Origin of the sequence: Actinomadura sp. NEAU-AAG7, from assembly GCF_018603865.1 — a bacterium.
In the GTDB taxonomy this organism is placed as follows: Bacteria; Actinomycetota; Actinomycetes; order Streptosporangiales; family Streptosporangiaceae; genus Spirillospora; species Spirillospora litoris.
In genome coordinates this window covers 1,006,640-1,026,382 of record NZ_JAHFZY010000002.1, presented here as the reverse complement: position 1 = coordinate 1,026,382, position 19,743 = coordinate 1,006,640, and the positions used below count along the sequence as shown (strand labels likewise).

The following is a 19,743-nucleotide window of genomic DNA, read 5'->3' as shown; positions in this document are numbered from 1 at the left end:
GGGGAGGGGATGGCCGAAACCGGCGATCCGGCGAACCGCTACGCCCTGTGGGCCGTCCAACGGTCATGGAGGGCCTCCGCGCGGGGGTCCACTATGATCAGAATCACACGGATGTCATTCGCGTTCGAGGGCGTCGAGCAGGGCCCGCATGTCCAGCAGCGCGGCGCGGGCCAGCTCGGTGACGGCCTCCAGGGCCGCTTTCACATCCTCGCCGGTGCCCGACAGGCCGGCCTCGGCCGAGCGCACCAGCCGCGCGGTGTGGTCCAGGACGGTGGCGCGCAACCCGAGCGCCACCCGGTTCCGCTCCGCCTGGACGGCCTCGCCCTCGCGCGCCGCCATCGTCTCGCGGGCCGTCGCCTCCCAGCGGCGGCCCCGTCCCGTGACGGCCCTGCCCCACGCCCAGAACGGCAGCAGCACGAGCAGACCGAAACCCCATCCGGTCCCGAGTCCGAACGGGATGACGCCGGACGTCTGCTCCGTCTCCGGGTCGGTGACGATCAGCGTCGTGAACGTCACCGCCCACGGGACGGCGCCGACGAGCGCCGCGGGCCAGGTCGGGCCGCGCCGGGCGTGGCCCGCGACCGCGTAGACCGCGACCATCTCGGCGGGGGCGCCGATCAGCAGCAGCGCGAGGAACTGCTGGGAGTGCGCGCCCACGGTGAGCGCCGCGGCGATGTCCAGGGCGGCGAGCGCTCCGAGCACCAGGTAGGGGGCGCGGCGGCGCCACCACAGCGGGACGCCGCGCAGCAGGAGCAGGCCGATGATCAGCGCCGCCAGACCGGGCGAGGCGCTGCCGAGGAGCGGCTCGGGCGGGGTGAAGGCCAGCAGCGGCGGCGCGGTCGCGCAGCCGGCGGCGACCGTCGCGTCCAGCACCTCCGGCCAGCCCGGACGGCGCCGCACCTTCCCCGACGAGGTCGGCAGCGAGGCGCGCACCGTCCAGCCGCCGCCGGACGGGCCCGCGGTGAGGGTGCCCTCCAGCGACCGCGCCCGCTCGCCCATGCCGGAGATCCCGCGCCCGGTGCCGAGGGAGGGGACGGTGGTGTCCTTGCCCGGCGCCTCGTTCGCGACCGTCAACTCGACCGCCCCGGGGACGTAGCCGACCTCGACCGTCACCGGTGCGCCCGGCGCGTACCGCATCGCGTTGGTGAGCGACTCCTGGACGATCCGGTACGCGGCCGTGCTCACCTCGGGACGCAGCTTCCGCGCGCGTCCCCCGACCACCAGCGACACGGGCACGCCGAGCCGGGTGAGGCCCTGGCAGAGCTGGGGGAGGCTGGTGCCGAGGCCGCCGTCAGGGACGTCCGGGCCCATCACGTCCACCAGCCGGGTCAGCGCCCGCAGGACGTCGCGCCCGGTGTCGGCGGCGGCCGACAGCGCCTCCCGCGCCATCGCGGGATCGCCGCCCCGCGCGACGGCGCCGCTGTGCACGACGACGGCGCTGAGGTGGTGGCCCGCGACGTCGTGCAGGTCGCGGGCGAGGCGCTCGCGCTCGGAACCCGCGGCGGCCCGTCGGGCCCGCTCCGCCTCGGCGAGCTGCTCGGCGAGCGCCCGCCGCCGCCGCTTGTACTCCGCCCTGAGCTGCCCCAGCGCGGTGATCACCACGGCGGACAGGACGCTCAGCATGGCGTTGAGCGCGACCTCCGCCGGGCTGTGCTGGAGCGGCACGACCGAGGCGACCGACACCGCGCCGGTGACCGCCCCGCCGGCCATCGCCCGGACGCGGCCGCGGTGGACCGCGAGCGTGTAGAGGGCGACGCTGTCCGCGAGCCCGCTGACCAGGCTGTCGGTGGTGCCCATCGCGAGGACGGCGCCGGCCGAGCAGGCGATCGCCGCCGCGAGCACCGGCTCGGGCGCCGCCCGCCGCCAGATCAGCGCGACGCAGCCGGCGAGCACGCAGGCGATCGTGAGCATCCAGCGCCCCTGGGCCACCCGCAGGTCGTTCAGCTCCGCGAGCCCCCAGGTCCCGCCGAGCTGGAGGACCGCCAGCCCCGCGGGCACGGCGAAGTCGGCCACGCCCGGCCACGGCGTCGCCCCCCTCGGCACGCCCGGCGGCCGTGTGACCTCCGCCTTCCGCTTCCCCCGTTTCCCCACGCGAACGACCTTACGGGTGATTTGCTCCGCGTTGACGTGCCACGCAAGGAGGGGGCGTGAAGCCGGAACGGCCGGGTAGTCGTTCCGTTACGCCAACCCCTCGGCCCATTCGGTGAAACGATGCCTGACGTGCGTGGTCGTCTCCGTGGGACGGTGGTCGCGGCGGGGGTCCCGCTGGTGCTCGCCCTGCTCGGCCTGCCCGCGCGCGCCCAGCCCCCGCCCGTGCCCGCTCCCGCCCCGGCCTCGTCCTCGCCCGCCCGCGCCTCGCCCGCGCCCGACCGCCTCCGAGCCGCCGCGCCCGCACACCCGCGGCCCGCCTCGTCCGCGCACCCGCCGGCCGCCGCGCCCGCCGCGCCGGAGCCCGCCGCGCCGGAGCCCGCCGCGCCGGAGAGCATCCCCGCCTACGACGTCCGCCTGACCCTCCGCACCGACGGGATCCTCCAGGTCAGGGAGACGATCACCTACGACTTCGCGCGCGGCGGCGAGCACGGGATCGTGCGGCGCGTCCCGTTCCGGCACGCGGACCGGCTCTACGACGTCCGCGACGTCCGGACCAGCTCCTCGACCGGCGCCCCCGCCCGCGCGCGGACGCTCAAGCTGCTGCACGACGTGCAGATCAGCGTCGGCGACCGGGACCGCGAGGTCCGCGGACGGCAGGCGTACGTGATCGAGTACGACATGGCGTGGGTGTTCACCCCCCGTCCCGACCACGACGAGCTGGTGTGGGACGCGATCGGCGACGACTGGGGCGTTCCGATCGGGAACGCGGCGGTGCGGGTGGAGGCGCCGGTGCCGCTGCGGCACGCGACCTGCAACGCGGGCACCCCCGGCCTGACCACCCGGTGCCTGCGCCACCGCGACGGCCCCTACGCGGTGGACTTCACCCAGAGCGGGCTCCGCCCGCACGAGGGGATGACCGTCCGGGTCCGGCTGCCCAAGCGGGCGATCGCGGTGCCGCCGCCCCGGTACGCGCCCCCGCACTGGACGGGCACGTGGGCCGGGACGGGCGTGCTCGCGCTGGCCGTGGGGGCGATGGCGCTGGCGGCGCGGCGCCCGGTGCCCTCCCGGCGGGCGGGGCGCGCGCTCGTCGCGACCGGCGTGCTGCTGGTCGTGGCGGACCTCGGCGACGACGTGGCCGAGCACGGCCCGTGGGCGTTCTCGCTGGGCGACCGCTGCCTCGCCGGGCTCGCCCTCATGATCGTCGGGGCCGCGGTGGCACGGGCCCGCCGGTACGGGATGAACCAACATGCGGCGGGCACGCTCGGGGAGGACTACAGTTGATCGGTCGCCGGGGCGAACCGAACGCCCCGCGCGATCGTCTACCAGTGGCGAACGGACGTGTGGACCGGGCCAACACGGCGGAGGGGGGCGCAGGGGAGTGCGGGAGTACCTGCTCACCATCCTCGTCGCCGCCCTCGTCGCCTACCTGCTGACCCCCACGGTCCGGCGGTTCGCGGTGTGGTTCGGCGCGCAGGCCGTGCCCCGCGACCGCGACGTGCACGTCATCCCCACCCCCCGGCTCGGCGGCCTCGCGATGTTCGGCGGGATGGTGGCCGCGCTGATCGTCGCCTCGGGCCTGCCGGAGATGCGCAAGTACCTCGGCGACGGCGAGGTGGACGTCGGCCGGGCGCTGCTGATGTCGGGCGGCCTCATCGTGCTGATCGGGATGGCCGACGACCGCTGGGAGGTCGACGCCCTCACCAAGTTCGCGGGCCAGGTCGCCGCCGGCGGGATCTTCATCATGCAGGGCATCCAGATCTACGCGCTGCCGCTGCCCACCGGCGAGCCGCTGACGCTGGCCCCCGCCTACGGGGTGCCGCTCACGGTCTTCATCGTGGTCGCGACGATCAACGCGGTGAACTTCATCGACGGCCTGGACGGCCTGGCCGCGGGCGTCGTCGGGATCGCCGCGCTGGCCCTGTTCATCTACGCCTACCTGCTGTCCAAGAGCCACGGGATGACGACGCTGAGCGGCGCGACGCTCACCGCCGCGATCCTGTTCGGGATGTGCGCGGGCTTCCTGCCGCACAACTTCAGCCCCGCCAAGATCTTCATGGGCGACACCGGCTCGATGCTGATCGGGCTGCTGCTCAGCGCGTCCACGATCATGCTGACCGGACGGTTCGACCCGGCCGTGCTCGCGGGCGGGCTGTTCCCCTTCTACGTGCCGCTGCTGCTGGTCCCGGCGGTCGCCGCCGTTCCGTTCACCGACATGCTGCTCGCGGTGTGGCGGCGCACCAACCAGGGCAGGTCGCCGTTCGCGCCGGACAAGCGGCACCTGCACCACCGCCTGCTGGAACTCGGGCACTCCACCCGCCGCGCCGTCCTGATCATGTACTTCTGGGTCGGCCTGCTCGGCTCCGGCCTGATCGCGCTCGCGGTGTTCAAGGAGGCGCTGATCACGCTGCTGGCCACGCTGGTGGTCGCGCTCGGCGGGATGCTGCTGATGCTCGCCACCCCGTGGCGTCGCCGGCGCCGGAACGGCGCCGCGGAGCGGGGCGCACCGGCCGGGGGCAGCGACCGTCCGGCGGATCGTCCCTCGATGCCGGTTTAGTCCCGTCCTTTTATCCCGGTCTGGCCGGTCTAGTCCGTTCCATCTAGTCCGATCGCGCCGGTCGGGCCGGGGGCGGTTCCGCGGACGGCCCGGATCCCGTGGGAAATGTCCGGAGGGTGACTGTTCGCCGAACATCATCGAACCGTGTGTGAGACCGGCCGCTTGGGGTAAATGGTCGGAAATCCCCTCGTAGTGACGCAGACCACCCCCGGTTCGTCACGCGGTGTGTTCGCTCCCGATCCCCGCACCGGGGGACGTCTTCGGGGCGTCCGCCGGAATCTCCCTCCTGACCTGGGTTAAGGTCCGTGGTGCGAGCGAGGCCGCCTGGCGGGTCCGGTGGTGGTTCAACGCGTTACCTCTAGGGTAATTGTGGACATTCCGGACGCTTGTGATACCTTTCACGAACAAGAGACGGACACTGACCGTGACCAGCCGGAGCCCTCATGCAACCTTCCGACGCCCGGATCCTCCGCGGCGCCGCGATCCCGACTGCGGGTGTCGGGGTGGGCGCCGTACTGATCGGCCTGCTGGCCGCCGGCGCCAAGGGCGCCTTCGCGGCGGCCCTCGCGGCGGTCGTCGTGATCGCCTTCTTCTCGATCAGCGCCCTGGCGGTGGCCTGGGCCTCCAAGATCTCCTCGCAGACCATGATGCTGGCCGCGCTGGCGAGCTACGTGGTCAAGATCCTCGCGGTGATGGTGCTGGTCACGACCATGGACGGGGTCTCGGCGTGGGACACCGCCGTCTTCGGCTGGACGGTCGTCGGGCTCGCCCTGACCTGGATCGCCGCCGAGTTCCGCGTCGCCATGCAGCGGGGGAGGCCCTACATTGACGAGCCCGAGAACGTGCTCGACCGGAGCCCGTGATGAACCGAGCGCGGATCGCGCCGGTTCCAGTACCGGCCCCGGCACCGGCCCCGTCGGACTACTCCAATATGACCACCGCCGGGATGGCCTGCTATCGTCCGGAGCGCGATGAGCGAGCAGAAACGTCGGCCGGAGGACGGCCAACGGGAATTCGCCGACGCCGCCTGGTCCGCGCCCAGCTACCTTCTCTCCGGGATGGCTATTTGGGGCGGTCTCGGCTGGTTGCTGTCCAAGTGGACGGGTCTGATCTGGTTCTTCCCGATCGGCCTGATCATCGGCGTCGTGCTCGCCATCTACCTGATCTACGTGAAGTACGGCCGCCATCCCCTCTGAGCGGCCTCGCCGCCGAGGAAGCCTACGTGATCCATCACCACATTGATGAAGGGAACGCCGCGTGAACGCGCTGACGGTCCTCGCCTCCGGAGGGGAGGAGTTCAAAGCCCCGGGCCCCGAGCTCTTCGACTTCCCGCCGCTGTTCGACGGCGGCCCGGAGTGGCTCACCAAGCCCCTTGTCTTCTCGGTCGTCGGCGCGCTCGTCGTCTGCGTCTTCTGCTGGAGCGCGTTCGCGAAGCCGAAGCTGGTCCCCCGGGGTATCCAGAACGTCGGCGAGTACGGCTACGTCTTCGTCCGCGACCAGATCGGGCGCCCCTTCCTGGGCAAGGACACCGAGCGGTGGATGCCGCTGCTGATGTCGCTGTTCTTCCTGATCTGGACCTGGAACATCTTCTCGGTCGTCCCGGTCATCCAGTTCCCGATCGCCTCGCACATCGCGTTCCCGATCGTGCTCGCGGTCAGCGTGTACTTCCTCAAGGTGTACCTCGGCATCAAGAACCAGGGCCCCGTGAAGTACTTCACGAACCTGATCCCCAAGGGCCTGCCCAAGCCGATCTACATCCTGCTGGTGCCGATCGAGTACCTCTCGACCTTCATCCTGGCGCCGTTCACGCACGCGGTGCGGCTCTTCGCCAACATGTTCGCCGGGCACATGATCCTGGCGTTCTTCAGCCTCGTCGGCTTCTGGTTCATCTTCGAGAAGCCAACGGCCCTCGGGTTCGGTGTCGGCATCATCGGCGTGATCATGACCTGCGTGATGACCGCGTTCGAGATGTTCATCCAGTTCCTGCAGGCGTTCCTGTTCACGATGCTCGCCGCCATGTACATCCAGAGCGGCCTGCACGCGGACCACTAGGACCCACGGGACGCGGCGCTCCAGGGCAGCGCGACCCGGACGACCAGCTCGACAAGCCAGACCGGCGGACACTCCGCCGGCCGACAGAAAAGGAAAGAACCCATGACGGGAGTCCTCGCCGCCGTCGAAGGCAACGTCACCGCGATCGGGTATGGCCTCGCCGCCATCGGCCCCGGTATCGGCGTCGGCATCATCTTCGGCCAGGGCGTGAACGCCATGGCCCGCCAGCCCGAGCTCATCGGCGTGATCCGCACCAACATGATGCTGGGCTTCGTCCTCACCGAGGCGCTCGCCCTGATCGGCCTGGTCGCGCCGTTCCTCTTCCAGAGCGTCTGATCGCGGGCCACCTACCCGAGGAAGGGCTGAAGACATGATCACAGCGGCTTCCGTTCTCGCGGCGGAGGAAAGCAACCCCCTCATCCCGCACACGTACGAGCTCGTCGTCGGGATCTTCGCGTTCCTCGTCGTCCTGGTCGTCGTCGGCAAGATCCTCACCCCGCGCATCCAGAAGACCCTCCAGGAGCGCACCGAGGCGATCGAGGGCGGGCTGCTGCGGGCCGAGAAGGCCCAGGAAGAGGCTCGCCAGACGCTGGAGAGCTACCAGGCCCAGCAGCGTGACGGTCAGCTCGAAGCCTCCCGGCTGCGCAAGAAGGCCGAGGAGCAGGGCGCTCAGATCATCGCGGAGATGAAGGAGCAGGCCCAGGCCGAGGCGCGCCGGATCATCGACGCCGCCAAGGCCCAGATCGAGGCGGAGCGCCAGCAGGCGCTCCAGTCGCTGCGGGCCGAGATCGGCGCGATGTCGGTCGACCTGGCCGGCCGCGTGGTGGGCGAGTCCCTGGAGGACAGCGCCCGCCAGAGCCGGGTGGTCGACCGGTTCCTCGAAGAGCTTGAGGAGCGCGCGCGCACGCAGGAGCAGATCACATCATGACCATCACGGGAGCGGTGAGCAGGGCGTCGCTGGCCGAGGCCAGGGAGCGGTTCGAGTCGGTCGTCGCCTCGGCGGTCGCCGGGGGGGCTGGGGGCTCGTCCCCCCAGACCGACTCGGGCGGCTCCGACCTCGCCGGGCTCGGCGGCGACCTGTTCGCGGTGCTGCACCTGATCGACCGCGAGCACGGTCTGCGGCGGGCGGTCTCCGACCCGGCGCGCGACGGCGCCGACAAGGCGCAGCTCGTGCGGATCCTGCTGGAGGGCAAGGTGTCGCCGGCCGCTCTCGGGCTGGTCGCCGACATCGTGGGGCTGCGCTGGTCGAGCCCGTCGGAGCTGTCGGACGCGGTGGAGACCCTCGCGGTCACCGCCGAGGCCGCCCGCGCCGAGGCGGAGGGGCGCATCGACGACCTGGAGGACGAGCTGTTCCGGTTCTCCCGGGTCATCGAGAGCGAGATCGCGCTGCGCGGCGCGCTCGCCGCGCCCGGTCTGCCGGACGAGCGCAAGCTGGGCCTGGTGCAGGCGCTGCTGGAGGGCAAGGTCACGCCGTCCGCGCTGACGCTGATCACCGAGCTGGTGCTGCGCCCGCGAGGACGTAGCCTGGAAGGCGGGCTGGCCGAGTACGGCAAGATCGTCGCCCAGCGCCGGCAGCGGCTGGTGGCGCTCGTCCGCACCCCGGCCGAGCTGTCGGAGGAGCAGCGCGCCCGGCTGGCCGCGGTGCTCGCCGCCGCCTACGGCCACGACGTACACCTGAACATCGAGCTCGACCCCACGGCGATCGGCGGCCTGTCGATCGAGATCGGGGACGAGATCATCGACGGCACGATCGCCGGACGGCTGGACGATGTCCGCCGGCGGCTCGGCACCGGCTGACGCCGGCCGGGCTGACCCCAAGGGAGCAAGAGAGGAATCATGGCGGAGCTGACGATCCGTCCGGACGAGATCCGGAACGCGCTGGAGCGCTTCGTCCAGTCGTACGAGCCTGAGGCCGCCGCGCGCGAAGAGGTCGGCACCGTTGTCGATTCCGGCGACGGTATCGCCCACGTCGAGGGGCTGCCCTCCGCGATGGCGAACGAGATCCTCGAGTTCGAGGACGGTACGCGTGGCCTGGCTCTGAACCTGGACGTACGTGAGATCGGCGCCGTTGTCCTGGGTGACTTCAGCAAGATCGAGGAGGGCCAGAAGGTCCGCCGGACCGGCGAGGTCCTCTCGGTCCCGGTCGGCGACGGCTTCCTCGGCCGAGTCGTGGACTCGCTGGGCAACCCACTGGACGGCAAGGGCCCGATCGAGAGCACCGAGCGCCGCGCGCTCGAACTGCAGGCGCCCACCGTCGTGCAGCGCCAGTCGGTCAGCGAGCCGCTGCAGACCGGCATCAAGGCGATCGACGCGATGACCCCGATCGGCCGCGGCCAGCGCCAGCTGATCATCGGTGACCGGCAGACGGGCAAGACGACCGTCGCCGTGGACACCATCATCAACCAGCGCGAGGCGTGGGAGTCGGGCGACGAGAGCAAGCAGGTCCGCTGCATCTACGTCGCGGTGGGCCAGAAGGGCTCGACGATCGCCAACGTCCGCCGCTCCCTGGAGGAGGCCGGCGCGCTGGAGTACACCACGATCGTGGCGGCCCCCGCGTCCGAGCCGGCGGGCTACAAGTACATCGCCCCCTACACCGGGTCGGCGATCGGCCAGCACTGGATGTACCAGGGCAAGCACGTCCTGATCGTCTTCGACGACCTGTCGAAGCAGGCCGAGGCCTACCGCGCGGTGTCGCTGCTGCTGCGCCGCCCGCCGGGCCGCGAGGCCTACCCGGGCGACGTCTTCTACCTGCACTCGCGGCTGCTGGAGCGCTGCGCGAAGCTGTCGGACGACCTCGGCGCCGGCTCGATGACGGGTCTGCCCATCATCGAGACCAAGGGCAACGACGTGTCGGCCTACATCCCGACGAACGTCATCTCGATCACCGACGGGCAGTGCTTCCTGGAGACCGACCTGTTCAACCAGGGCGTCCGGCCGGCGATCAACGTCGGTATCTCGGTGTCCCGGGTCGGCGGCTCGGCGCAGATCAAGGCGATGCGCAAGGTCGCCGGCACGCTGCGCCTGGCGCTGTCGCAGTTCCGCGACCTGGAGGCGTTCGCCGCCTTCGCCTCCGACCTGGACGCGGCGTCCCGCGCCCAGCTCGACCGCGGCGCCCGCCTCGTCGAGCTGCTCAAGCAGCCGCAGGGCAGCCCGTTCCCGGTCGAGCAGGAGGTCGTGTCGGTGTGGGCCGGCACCTCCGGCGCGCTGGACGACGTGCCCGTCGCCGACATCCGCCGCTTCGAGCGCGAGTTCCTCGACCACGTCGAGCGCGAGGAGGGCGGCCTGCTGACCTCCATCCGCGAGACGGGGCAGCTCTCCGACGACGGCCTCACCAGCCTCAAGAACGCCATCACGGAGTTCAAGAAGGGCTTCCAGACCAGCGAGGGCGACCTGCTGGGCGCGGAGGAGGCCGCCGAGGCGATCGACGACGAGGCCGTCCAGCAGGAGACGATCACCCGCGCCAAGAAGAGCTGATCGACGATGCCCGCTCAGCTACGCCAACTCCGGCAGCAGATCAAGACGGTCAAGTCGACCGCCAAGATCACGCGCGCCCAGGAGATGATCGCCACCTCGCGGATCGTCAAGGCCCAGCAGGCGGTGGCGGCCTCCAAGCCGTACGCCGACCAGATCACGCAGGCCCTGTCGGCGCTGGTGAGCCATCATGTCGGCGTCGACCATCCGCTGCTGCACGAGCAGCCGACCGACAACCGCAGCGCGGTGCTGATCGTCACGAGCGACCGCGGCTTCTGCGGCGCCTACAACGCCAACGTGATCCGTGAGGCGGAGGCGCTGATCAGGTCGCTGCGGGAGGCGGGCCGCGAGCCCGTCCCCTACGTCGTCGGGAACAAGGGCATCACCTGGTACCGGTTCCGGGGCCGGGAGGTGGCCGAGACCTGGCACGGGTTCAGCGACCGGCCGACGTTCGCCAGCGCCGAGCGGATCGGGCAGCGCCTCACCGAGGACTTCCTGAAGACCGACGCCGAGGGCGGGGTCGGTGAGATCCACGTGGTCTACACCGAGTTCGTCTCGATGCTGACGCAGTCCGTCCAGGTCCGGCGGCTCATGCCGCTGGAGATCACCGAGGGCGAGACCGGGAAGGTCGCGCCGGCGTATGAGTTCGAGCCGTCCGCGCAGGCGGCGCTCGACCTGCTGCTGCCCAACTACGTCGAGAGCCGCATCTACCACATGCTGCTCCAGTCGGCCGCGTCGTTCCAGGCGTCGGTCCGGCGGGCGATGAAGTCGGCGACCGACAATGCCAACGAACTGCTCGGGGTCTACACGCGCCAGATGAACCAGGCGCGGCAGGCCGCGATCACCCAGGAAATCAGCGAGATCGTCGGTGGCGCTGACGCGCTCGCCGAGTCTGGCGGGGAGTGAAATGACTGCTCAGATCGAGGAGGCGACCGCGACCGGGCGCGTCGCCCGTGTCATCGGCCCGGTCGTCGACGTGGAGTTCCCCGCCGACGCCATCCCGGACATCTACAACGCGCTGCACGTCCAGGTGACGCTCGGCGGCGACGAGAAGACCCTGACCTTCGAGGTCGCCCAGCACCTGGGCGACAACATGGTCCGCGCGATCTCGATGCAGCCGACCGACGGCCTGATCCGCGGCGCGGCGGTCACCGACACCGGCCGGTCCATCTCGGTGCCGGTCGGCGACATCACCAAGGGGCACGTGTGGAACGCCCTCGGTGAGGCGCTGGACGTCCCGACCGCGTCGCTGGAGGTCAACGAGCGCTGGGGCATCCACCGCGGCGCCCCGCCGTTCGACCAGCTGGAGTCCAAGACCGAGATGCTGGAGACCGGCATCAAGGTCATCGACCTGCTGGCCCCCTACGTCAAGGGCGGCAAGATCGGCCTGTTCGGCGGCGCGGGTGTGGGCAAGACCGTCCTCATCCAGGAGATGATCCGCCGTGTCGCCCGCAACTTCGGCGGCACCTCGGTGTTCGCCGGTGTGGGCGAGCGCACCCGTGAGGGCAACGACCTCTGGGTGGAGATGGACGAGGCGGACGTCCTCAAGGACACCGCGCTCGTGTTCGGCCAGATGGACGAGCCGCCGGGCACCCGCCTGCGGGTCGCGCTCGCCGGGCTGACGATGGCGGAGTACTTCCGCGACGTCCAGAACCAGGACGTGCTGCTGTTCATCGACAACATCTTCCGGTTCACCCAGGCGGGTTCGGAGGTGTCGACGCTGCTCGGCCGCATGCCGTCGGCGGTGGGCTACCAGCCGACGCTGGCGGACGAGATGGGCGTGCTCCAGGAGCGGATCACCTCGACGCGCGGTCACTCGATCACCTCGATGCAGGCGATCTACGTGCCCGCCGACGACATCACCGACCCGGCGCCGCACACCACGTTCGCCCACCTGGACGCGACGACGACGCTCGCGCGGAGCATCTCCGAGAAGGGCATCTTCCCGGCGGTCGACCCGCTCGACTCGACCTCGCGGATCATGGACCCGCAGATCCTCGGGACCGAGCACTACGAGGTCGCGCAGGAGGTCAAGCGGATCCTGCAGAAGTACAAGGAGCTGCAGGACATCATCGCGATCCTCGGTATCGACGAGCTGTCGGAGGAGGACAAGGTCACCGTCCAGCGGGCGCGGCGCATCGAGCGCTTCCTGTCGCACCCGATGTACGTGGCCGAGCAGTTCACCGGCCAGCCCGGTGTGACGGTCTCCAAGGACGAGACGGTCGCCTCCTTCAAGGCGCTCGCCGAGGGCAAGTACGACCACCTGCCCGAGCAGGCGTTCTTCATGTGCGGCGGCATCGAGGACGTCGAGAAGAAGGCCAAGGAGCTGGAGAAGTAGTCCGCTCCGGCGCGTCCGGGCTCCCGTCGCATCGGCGGCACGGGGTCCGGGCGCGCCGGAACCGCTCCAGTATTCGGAGGAGAGACAGTGGCAACCCTGAAGGTCGGGCTGGTGTCGCCGGAGCGCGAGATCTGGTCCGGCGAGGCCAAGATGGTGGTCGCGCAGACCGTCGAGGGCTCGCTCGGCATCCTGCCGGGCCACGCCCCGGTGCTGGGCGTCCTCCTCGACGGCAGCGTGGTGAAGATCGAGCCCGCCGACGGCGGCGAGCCGATCACCGCGATGGTCGGCAGCGGCTTCTTCTCCGTCGCGGCGGACGAGGTGTCGGTGCTGGCCGAGCAGGCCGAGCTGAGCGACGAGGTCGACGTGTCGGAGGCGCGCCGGGAGCTGGAGGAGGCGCTCGGCGGCGACGACGCGACGGCGGAGCGGCGGGCCCGCGCGCGGCTGCGCGCCGCGGGCATCGAGGCGTAGTTTCCGAGCGGACGGTAGGGGGACTTGGGCGGGCACCTGGCACTTGATGCGGGCGGGGTGCTCGCCGCCGTCATCGTGGCGGCGGCGCTCGTGTTCGTCGCGATGACCGTCCGCCGGTGGTTGTTCGTCCGCGGCGGCGGCGCGGTCGAGTGCAGCCTGCGGGTGCTGCCCGCCGGGGCCGAGCCCGGCCCGTGGCGGCTCGGCATCGGCCGCTACAAGGGCGACGTCCTGCACTGGCATCGGGTGTTCGGCTTCCGCCGCAGGCCCCGGCAGGTGATCCACCGCCGGGGCCTCGTCGTGTCCAACCGCCGCCGCCCCGAGCCGGGCGAGGCCGACGGCCTGCTGCCGGACGTGAGCGTCATCGAGGTGCGCGACGGCGACCTGACCGTCGAGTTGGCGATGGGCGCCTCGGCGCTGACGGGTTTCCTGGCGTGGCTGGAGGCGGCGCCGCCCGGCTTTCCGGTCGATCTCCATCCTCCCGACCAGCCCTGATTCAGGATTCGGCAACGGGCGGGTCATGGTTTCGCCTGCCGTGCTCGTGTCCGGCCGGGCGAACGGGGGCGTGGGAGCAGGATCGCGACGGTCCGCTCCCTTTCCCGTTTCGCAGGAGTGCACGTGCGCAAGCTCCTCATCGGCGTCGCCGGGTCGTCCGCCGCGCTGGCCCTGTCGGCCGCCATGATGTCCGGCCCTCCGGCGGGCGCCGCGCCCGCGAAGCCGGATCTGGCGAAGCTGGTCACGCTCAAGGACGTCCGGCGGCATCTGGCGGCGTTCCAGGAGATCGCCGACTACAACGGCGGGAACCGCGCGGCGGGGCGCCCGGGGTACGACGTCTCGGTGAAGTACGTGACGGGGCGGCTGAGGGCGGCGGGGCTGACGCCGGTCGTCCAGAGGTTCACGTTCCCCTACTGGAACGAGAAGTCGGGGGCGGTGCTCTCGCAGACCGCGCCGCACAAGGCGTCCTACAAGCGCGGGCACGACTTCCTCATCATGCGGTACTCGGGTTCGGGCGACACCACCGGGGCCGTGACGGCGGTGGACCTCCCGTCCTCGGGCGCGGGCACGAGCGGATGCGAGGGCGCGGACTACAAGGGCTTCACGCAGGGCGCGGTCGCGCTCGTCCAGCGCGGCGGGTGCACGTTCGAGGCGAAGGCGGAGCGGGCGCGGGAGGCCGGGGCGGCCGCCGTGCTGATCTTCAACACGGCGGCGGAGAAGGGGCCGATCAACGGCACCGCGGAGCGGGCGCAGGCCCTCCCGGTGCTCGGCGTCACGCACAGGCTGGGGACGAGCCTGGCCAAGGCGTCCCGGACGTCCGGGGGCGGGCTGCGGCTCCGGGTGAGGACCGACGTCGCGCAGGGCAGGAGGACCACCTCCAACGTCATCGCCGAGACGCGGCGGGGGCGGCCCGGCAACGTCGTGCTGCTCGGCGCGCATCTGGACAGCGTCCGCGAGGGCCCGGGGATCAACGACAACGCGACCGGGTCGTCGGCGCTGCTGGCGATCGCCGAGAAGATCTCCGCGCTCGGCGCGAAGGGACTGCGCAACCGGGTGCGCTTCGCCTGGTGGGGGGCCGAGGAGGAGGGCCTGCGCGGGTCCACGCACTACGTGGACGCGCTGAGCCCGGCCGCCCGTTCGGCGATCGCGCTGAACCTCAACTTCGACATGCTCGGCTCGGTGAACGGCGTCCGCGGCGTGTACGACGGCGACCACTCCGCGCGGGCCGGGGTGAAGGCGCCCGCCGGGTCGGGCGCGATCGAGAAGATGTTCCGGTGGCACTTCGCCGGGCGCGGGCTGCCGACCACGCAGAGCCCGTTCACCGGACGCTCGGACTACGGCCCGTTCATCGAGCACGGCATCCCGTCCGGCGGCATCGACACCGGGGCGAACGGGGTGAAGTCGGCCGGCGAGGCGAAGGTGTTCGGCGGCCGGTCGGGGAAGGTGTACGACCCCTGCTACCACGCCAGGTGCGACCGGCTGAAGAACGTCGACATGAGGCTGCTGGACACCAACGCCGACGCGATCGCCGCCGTCACCCAGCACCTGGCCGAGAGCACCGTGGCCGTCAACGGGCACGCGCGGCGCCTGGACGCGCCCGCGCCGGCGCCGTCCTACCAGGGCGACCGGCTCACCCGCTGAACGCGGCGCGGTCGGGCGGCGGGAGCCACTCGCCGGACGGGTCGAACGGCCGGTGCCCCGCCGTGACATGGGCGATGAGCGGCGGCAGCGCCGGATGCCCGTTCGGCGCGTGCCACATCAGCGACCACGGGAACACCGGTGCCGGCTCGACGACCGGGAGCACCCGGATGTCCGGGTGCGGCGGCAGGCGGATGTCCTTGCCGACGATGCCGTAGAGCGTCGCGGACGCGGCGATCCGCTCCACGTAGTGCTCCAGCCCGAAGTTGGGGCCGGACGGGTCGGTGCCGATGCCGAAATCGGCGCTGAGGTAGCGGTAGAACTCGACCCACTCGCTCTCCCGGGCATTGCCGGGCATCCACGCCGTCGTGCCCGCGAGTTCGGCCGCCCGGACGTGCGCGCGGCCCGCGAGCCGGTGCCCGCGTCCGACGAGGACGTGCAGGGGTTCCAGGTGGGCGGGGACGCGCGCGATGCCCTCGTCCAGGGCGGCGGTGGCGCGGCCGAGGAAGGCGTCGAGCGCGCCCGCGAGCAGCGCGGGGCCCGCGGTGGCGAGCCCGTCGGAGGTGAGGATCTCGATCTCCACGTCCGGCCGCGCCTCGTGGAACCCGCGGATCAGCGCGGTCGAGGCGAGGCGGGTGCCGAGCACGTCCACCCGCAGCGGGCGCGGGCCGCCCCGCGCCCGCTCCACCGCCTGGTCGGCGAGCACGAGCAGCGCGCGGGCCGGGACGAGGAACGCGCGCCCCTCCGCCGTCGGCTCGGCGCCGCCGCGCGTCCTGGCCAGCAGTGGCGTGCCGAGGTGGGCCTCCAGCCTGGCGACGCGCTTGGACACCGCCTGCTGGCTGAGGCCGAGCCGGTCGGCGGCGGCGCTGAACGAGCGGTCGGCGGCCACCGCGACGAAGGCGCGCACCGCGCCGAGATCCAGGTCCATCCAGCTCCTCCTACAACCTCGGGTTGTTCTGGCTGACGTGTCGGTTGTTGGACACCCTGCCTTGAACGGCGATGGGATGCGGTCGCCGACGAAGGCTACAACCGCTGGAGGTGACGGATGGAATCCTTCGTGCACCTGCACGTCCATACCGAGTACTCGATGCTGGACGGCGCCGCCAAGGTGGGCCCGCTCATGGACGAGGTCGCGCGGCTCGGTATGCCCGCCGTCGCGATGAGCGACCACGGCAACGTGTACGGCGCGCACGAGTTCCATCGCACGGCCGTGGCCCGGGGCGTCAAGCCCGTGATCGGCATCGAGGCGTATGTGGCGCCCGCGTCCCGGCGGCACCGCGAGCCGGTGTTCTGGAGCGAGGACCCGGCGCTGCGCCGGTCCGACGAGACGACCGGCGCGGGCGGCGACGTCTCCGGGCGCGGCCTCTACACGCACATGACGATGTGGGCCGAGTCCGCCGAGGGGCTGCGGAACCTGTTCCGGCTCCAGTCGCGGGCGTGGCTGGAGGGCCGCGCGCAGAAGTACCCGCGCATGGACGACGAGCTGCTCGCCGAGCACGCGCGGGGGATCATCGCGACGACGGGCTGCCCGTCGGGGGAGGTCCAGACCCGGCTGCGGCTCGGCCAGTACGACGCGGCCGTCGCCGCCGCGTCCCGCTACCGCGACCTGTTCGGCGCCGGGAACTACTTCCTGGAGCTGATGGACCACGGGCTGCCGATCGAGCGCCGCGTCCGCGACGACCTGCTGCGCGTCGGCCGCGACCTAGACCTGCCGCCGCTCGCGACCAACGACTCCCACTACGTCACGCAGGACCGCGCCGAGGCGCACGACGCGCTGCTGTGCATCGGCACGGGGAAGCAGCTCGCCGACACCGACAGGTTCCGCTTCGGCGGCAGCGGCTACCACCTGAAGACGGCGCGGGAGATGCGCGGGATGTGGGACGCGCAGGTCCCCGGCGCCTGCGACAACACACTGCTGATCGCCGAGCGTGCCGGGGACTACGCGCCGGTGTTCGCCCACCGCGACCTCATGCCGAAGTTCCCCGTCCCGGACGGGGAGACCGAGGCGTCCTGGCTGCGCGCCGAGACGCTGCGCGGCGCGCGCCGCCGCTACCGGGGCGATCCGCCGCGGGAGGTGCTGGAGCGCATCGACCACGAGCTGTCGGTCATCGAGGGGATGGGCTTCCCCGGCTACTTCCTGGTCGTCGCCGACATCTGCCGGCACGCCCGCGCGGAGGGGATCGGGCTCGGCCCGGGACGCGGCTCCGCGACCGGCTCCATGGTCGCCTACTGCACCGGCATCACCGAGCTGGACCCGATCGAGCACAAGCTGATCTTCGAACGCTTCCTCAACCCCGAGCGCGTCACGATGCCCGACATCGACCTGGACTTCGACGACCGCCGCCGGGACGAGATGATCGAGTACGTGACCCGCCGCTACGGCGGCGACCGCGTCTGCCAGATCGTCACGTTCAGCACGATCAAGGCGAAGGCCGCCGTCAAGGACGCGGGCCGCGTGCTCGGCTACCCCTACGCGCTCGGCGACCGGATCACCAAGGCGTTCCCGGCGGCGGCGGGCGGCCAGGAGATCCCGCTCGCCGCCGTCCACGACCCGGCGCACCCGCGCTACGCCGAGGCGACCGAGCTGCGCCGGATGTACGCGGAGGAACCCGACGTCAAGCGTGTGATCGATACCGCGCTCGGCGTCGAGGGGCTGACCCGCGGCACCGGCGTGCACGCGGCGGGCGTGATCCTCTCCTCCGACCCGCTGATCGACGTGCTGCCGCTGGCCCGCCCGAAGGCCGACGGCCCGGTGGTCACCGGCTTCCCCTTCACCCAGGCCGAGGACATGGGCCTGCTGAAGATGGACTTCCTCGGCCTGCGCAACCTCACGGTCATCAACGACGCCGTCGCGGGTGTGAAGGCCAACAAGGGCGTGGAGATCGACATCCTCGACGTCCCGCTGGACGACCCCACGACCTACGCGCTGCTCGCGCGCGGCGACACGCTCGGGGTGTTCCAGCTCGACGGCGGCGGCATGCGGACGCTGCTGAAGCTGATGCGGCCGACCGAGTTCACCGACATCGCCGCCGTGTCCGCGCTGTACCGGCCGGGCCCGATGGAGATGAACGCCCACACCAACTACGCGCTGCGCAAGACCGGGCGGCAGAAGGTCGAGCCCATCCACCCCGAGCTGGGCGAGGCGCTCGAACCGATCCTCGGCGACACCTACCACCTCGTCGTCTTCCAGGAGCAGGTCATGGCGATCGCGCAGCGGCTCGCCGGATACTCGCTGGGCGCCGCCGACCTGCTGCGCCGCGCGATGGGCAAGAAGAAGAAGGAAGTACTGGACGCCGAATGGGACCGGTTCCGCGCGGGGATGAGCGAGCGGGGCCACTCCGACGAGGCGATCCGCGCGGTGTGGGACGTCCTCGTGCCGTTCAGCGGCTACGGGTTCAACAAGTCGCACACCGCCGGGTACGGCCTGGTCTCCTACTGGACGGCCTACCTGAAGGCCAACCATCCCGCCGAGTACCTGGCCGCGCTGCTGACGTCGGTCGGCGACGACAAGGACAAGATGGCGGTCTACCTGTCGGACTGCCGCCGCCTCGGCATCCGGGTGCTGCCGCCGGACGTCAACCAGAGCGCCCTGGACTTCACCGCCGTCGGCGACGACATCCGGTTCGGGCTGGGCGCCGTCCGCAACGTCGGCGCCGGGGTCGTCGAGGCGGTCGTCGGCGTCCGGAAGCGGGGCGGCGCGTTCACCGGCTTCGCCGACTTCCTCGACCGGGTCCCGGCGGCCGTGTGCAACAAGCGCGTGATCGAGTCACTGGCGAAGGCGGGCGCGTTCGACGGCCTGGGCCACCACCGGCGGGGGATCGTCGCCGTCCACGAACAGGCGGTGGACGCGGCCATCGACGTCAAGCGGCACGAGGCGCACGGCCAGGACGCGCTGTTCGGCGGATCGGCCGAGGCCACCGAGGGGATCGGGATCACCGTCCCGGACGGCGAATGGGACCGCGCCACCCTGCTCACCCACGAACGGGAGATGCTCGGCCTGTACGTCTCGGGCCACCCGCTCGACGGCGCCGAACGGATCCTGAAGGCCCACCGCGACACCGCGCTGGCCGACCTGCTCGCCTCCGGCCGCACCGACGGCCCGGTGAGGGTGAGCGGCATCATCGCGGCGCTCCAGCGCAAGGTCACCAAGCGCGGCGACACCTGGGCGATCGCCACCCTCGAAGACCACGACGCGTCCGTGGAATGCCTGGTCTTCCCCAAGAGCCACCAGCTGTTCGGCGGCCTGCTGGCCGAGGACCGGGTCGTGTCCATCCGAGGACGCGTCAACGTCCGCGACGAGACGCTGAGCGTCCACGTCGACGACGTGACGGTCCTGGACCTGGACGCGCACGGCGCCGGGGACGCCCCGCCCGTGGTGATCTCGGTGGCCGAGGCCAAGGTGACGCCGGCGCTCGTCCGCGACCTGGGCCGGCTACTCACGGCGCACCCCGGCGACACCCCTGTGCACCTGCGCATGCGCCGCCCACGCGGAGCCGGAGACGTCCTGTTCGATCTGCCGCGATTCAGGATCGCCCTCGGCCCCGCATTCTATGGAGACGTGAAATCCCTCTTGGGCCAGAGCGCATTTCACAGCGAATCCAAATGAAAACGCGAACCGACCGCCGGGCCCCGCAACCGC

The 19,743-nt window shown here is 71.8% G+C and carries 17 protein-coding genes; 15 read left to right on the top strand and 2 right to left on the bottom strand.

All coding sequences use genetic code 11. The features are described 5' to 3' along the window. Nucleotides 1-114 precede the first annotated feature (114 nt). On the bottom strand, nt 115-2,091 hold the full coding sequence (locus KLI87_RS14090) for a histidine kinase (RefSeq protein WP_214617246.1): 1,977 nt from the start codon (nt 2,089-2,091) through the stop codon (nt 115-117). Nucleotides 2,092-2,220: 129 nt separating this feature from the next. Here KLI87_RS14090 and KLI87_RS14085 point away from each other — a divergent pair, with 129 nt between their 5' ends. From KLI87_RS14085 to KLI87_RS14020, 14 genes are all read left to right on the top strand, one after another. After that, nucleotides 2,221-3,372 carry a DUF2207 domain-containing protein gene (locus KLI87_RS14085; protein WP_214617245.1) on the top strand — a complete coding sequence of 384 codons (1,152 nt, stop codon included), beginning with the start codon at nt 2,221-2,223 and terminating at the stop codon, nt 3,370-3,372. Between the two features lie 97 nt (nt 3,373-3,469). Further along, on the top strand, nt 3,470-4,645 hold the full coding sequence (locus KLI87_RS14080) for a glycosyltransferase family 4 protein (protein ID WP_214617244.1): 1,176 nt from the start codon (nt 3,470-3,472) through the stop codon (nt 4,643-4,645). A 443-nt stretch (nt 4,646-5,088) separates the two neighbouring features. Then, nucleotides 5,089-5,508 carry a hypothetical protein gene (locus KLI87_RS14075; RefSeq protein ID WP_214617243.1) on the top strand — a complete coding sequence of 140 codons (420 nt, stop codon included), beginning with the start codon at nt 5,089-5,091 and terminating at the stop codon, nt 5,506-5,508. Between the two features lie 108 nt (nt 5,509-5,616). Continuing rightward, the gene (locus tag KLI87_RS14070) at nt 5,617-5,841 is read left to right on the top strand and encodes a hypothetical protein (protein WP_156215977.1); all 225 of its coding nucleotides are present in this window, start codon (nt 5,617-5,619) and stop codon (nt 5,839-5,841) included. A gap of 61 nt (nt 5,842-5,902) precedes the next feature. Then, nucleotides 5,903-6,697: a F0F1 ATP synthase subunit A gene (gene atpB / locus KLI87_RS14065; RefSeq protein ID WP_214617242.1), complete on the top strand. Its 795-nt coding sequence runs from the start codon at nt 5,903-5,905 to the stop codon at nt 6,695-6,697. A 102-nt stretch (nt 6,698-6,799) separates the two neighbouring features. Then, nucleotides 6,800-7,033 carry an ATP synthase F0 subunit C gene (gene atpE / locus KLI87_RS14060; RefSeq protein WP_156215978.1) on the top strand — a complete coding sequence of 78 codons (234 nt, stop codon included), beginning with the start codon at nt 6,800-6,802 and terminating at the stop codon, nt 7,031-7,033. Nucleotides 7,034-7,067: 34 nt separating this feature from the next. Next, nucleotides 7,068-7,625: a F0F1 ATP synthase subunit B gene (locus tag KLI87_RS14055; RefSeq protein WP_156215979.1), complete on the top strand. Its 558-nt coding sequence runs from the start codon at nt 7,068-7,070 to the stop codon at nt 7,623-7,625. Further along, the gene (locus tag KLI87_RS14050) at nt 7,622-8,494 is read left to right on the top strand and encodes a F0F1 ATP synthase subunit delta (protein WP_156215980.1); all 873 of its coding nucleotides are present in this window, start codon (nt 7,622-7,624) and stop codon (nt 8,492-8,494) included. Before KLI87_RS14055 ends, KLI87_RS14050 begins: the two co-directional genes overlap by 4 nt. Before the next feature lie 39 nt (nt 8,495-8,533). Then, nucleotides 8,534-10,171: a F0F1 ATP synthase subunit alpha gene (atpA, locus tag KLI87_RS14045; protein WP_156215981.1), complete on the top strand. Its 1,638-nt coding sequence runs from the start codon at nt 8,534-8,536 to the stop codon at nt 10,169-10,171. A gap of 6 nt (nt 10,172-10,177) precedes the next feature. Further along, a complete protein-coding gene (locus KLI87_RS14040; protein ID WP_156215982.1) occupies nt 10,178-11,074 on the top strand; it encodes a F0F1 ATP synthase subunit gamma in 897 nt (298 codons plus the stop codon). 1 nt (nt 11,075) lies between these two features. Then, the gene (gene atpD / locus KLI87_RS14035) at nt 11,076-12,506 is read left to right on the top strand and encodes a F0F1 ATP synthase subunit beta (protein WP_156215983.1); all 1,431 of its coding nucleotides are present in this window, start codon (nt 11,076-11,078) and stop codon (nt 12,504-12,506) included. Between the two features lie 87 nt (nt 12,507-12,593). After that, nucleotides 12,594-12,974: a F0F1 ATP synthase subunit epsilon gene (locus tag KLI87_RS14030; protein ID WP_214617241.1), complete on the top strand. Its 381-nt coding sequence runs from the start codon at nt 12,594-12,596 to the stop codon at nt 12,972-12,974. 24 nt (nt 12,975-12,998) lie between these two features. Continuing rightward, on the top strand, nt 12,999-13,466 hold the full coding sequence (locus KLI87_RS14025) for a DUF2550 domain-containing protein (RefSeq protein WP_156215984.1): 468 nt from the start codon (nt 12,999-13,001) through the stop codon (nt 13,464-13,466). Between the two features lie 123 nt (nt 13,467-13,589). Then, nucleotides 13,590-15,107 (top strand): M28 family peptidase, encoded by a 1,518-nt coding sequence (locus tag KLI87_RS14020; RefSeq protein WP_214617240.1) that lies wholly within the window; start codon nt 13,590-13,592, stop codon nt 15,105-15,107. On the opposite strand, the gene KLI87_RS14015 is transcribed toward KLI87_RS14020, so the two are convergent. Further along, a complete protein-coding gene (locus KLI87_RS14015) occupies nt 15,097-16,032 on the bottom strand; it encodes a LysR family transcriptional regulator (RefSeq protein ID WP_214617239.1) in 936 nt (311 codons plus the stop codon). The two genes, KLI87_RS14020 and KLI87_RS14015, sit on opposite strands and share 11 nt — an antisense overlap. A gap of 117 nt (nt 16,033-16,149) precedes the next feature. Between KLI87_RS14015 and dnaE the strand changes: the two genes are divergently transcribed. Then, complete coding sequence (gene dnaE / locus KLI87_RS14010; RefSeq protein ID WP_214617238.1) at nt 16,150-19,710, top strand: DNA polymerase III subunit alpha; 3,561 nt, start codon at nt 16,150-16,152, stop codon at nt 19,708-19,710. Nucleotides 19,711-19,743 lie beyond the last annotated feature (33 nt).

Bases quoted from the DNA above. Each gene is read 5' to 3' on its own strand.
- KLI87_RS14075 (WP_214617243.1), top strand. From the start codon at position 5,089: ATGCAACCTTCCGACGCCCGGATCCTCCGCGGCGCCGCGATCCCGACT.
- KLI87_RS14070 (WP_156215977.1), top strand. From the start codon at position 5,617: ATGAGCGAGCAGAAACGTCGGCCGGAGGACGGCCAACGGGAATTCGCC.
- atpE (WP_156215978.1), top strand. From the start codon at position 6,800: ATGACGGGAGTCCTCGCCGCCGTCGAAGGCAACGTCACCGCGATCGGG.
- KLI87_RS14055 (WP_156215979.1), top strand. From the start codon at position 7,068: ATGATCACAGCGGCTTCCGTTCTCGCGGCGGAGGAAAGCAACCCCCTC.
- KLI87_RS14050 (WP_156215980.1), top strand. From the start codon at position 7,622: ATGACCATCACGGGAGCGGTGAGCAGGGCGTCGCTGGCCGAGGCCAGG.
- atpA (WP_156215981.1), top strand. From the start codon at position 8,534: ATGGCGGAGCTGACGATCCGTCCGGACGAGATCCGGAACGCGCTGGAG.
- KLI87_RS14040 (WP_156215982.1), top strand. From the start codon at position 10,178: ATGCCCGCTCAGCTACGCCAACTCCGGCAGCAGATCAAGACGGTCAAG.
- atpD (WP_156215983.1), top strand. From the start codon at position 11,076: ATGACTGCTCAGATCGAGGAGGCGACCGCGACCGGGCGCGTCGCCCGT.
- KLI87_RS14015 (WP_214617239.1), bottom strand. From the start codon at position 16,032: ATGGACCTGGATCTCGGCGCGGTGCGCGCCTTCGTCGCGGTGGCCGCC.
- dnaE (WP_214617238.1), top strand. From the start codon at position 16,150: ATGGAATCCTTCGTGCACCTGCACGTCCATACCGAGTACTCGATGCTG.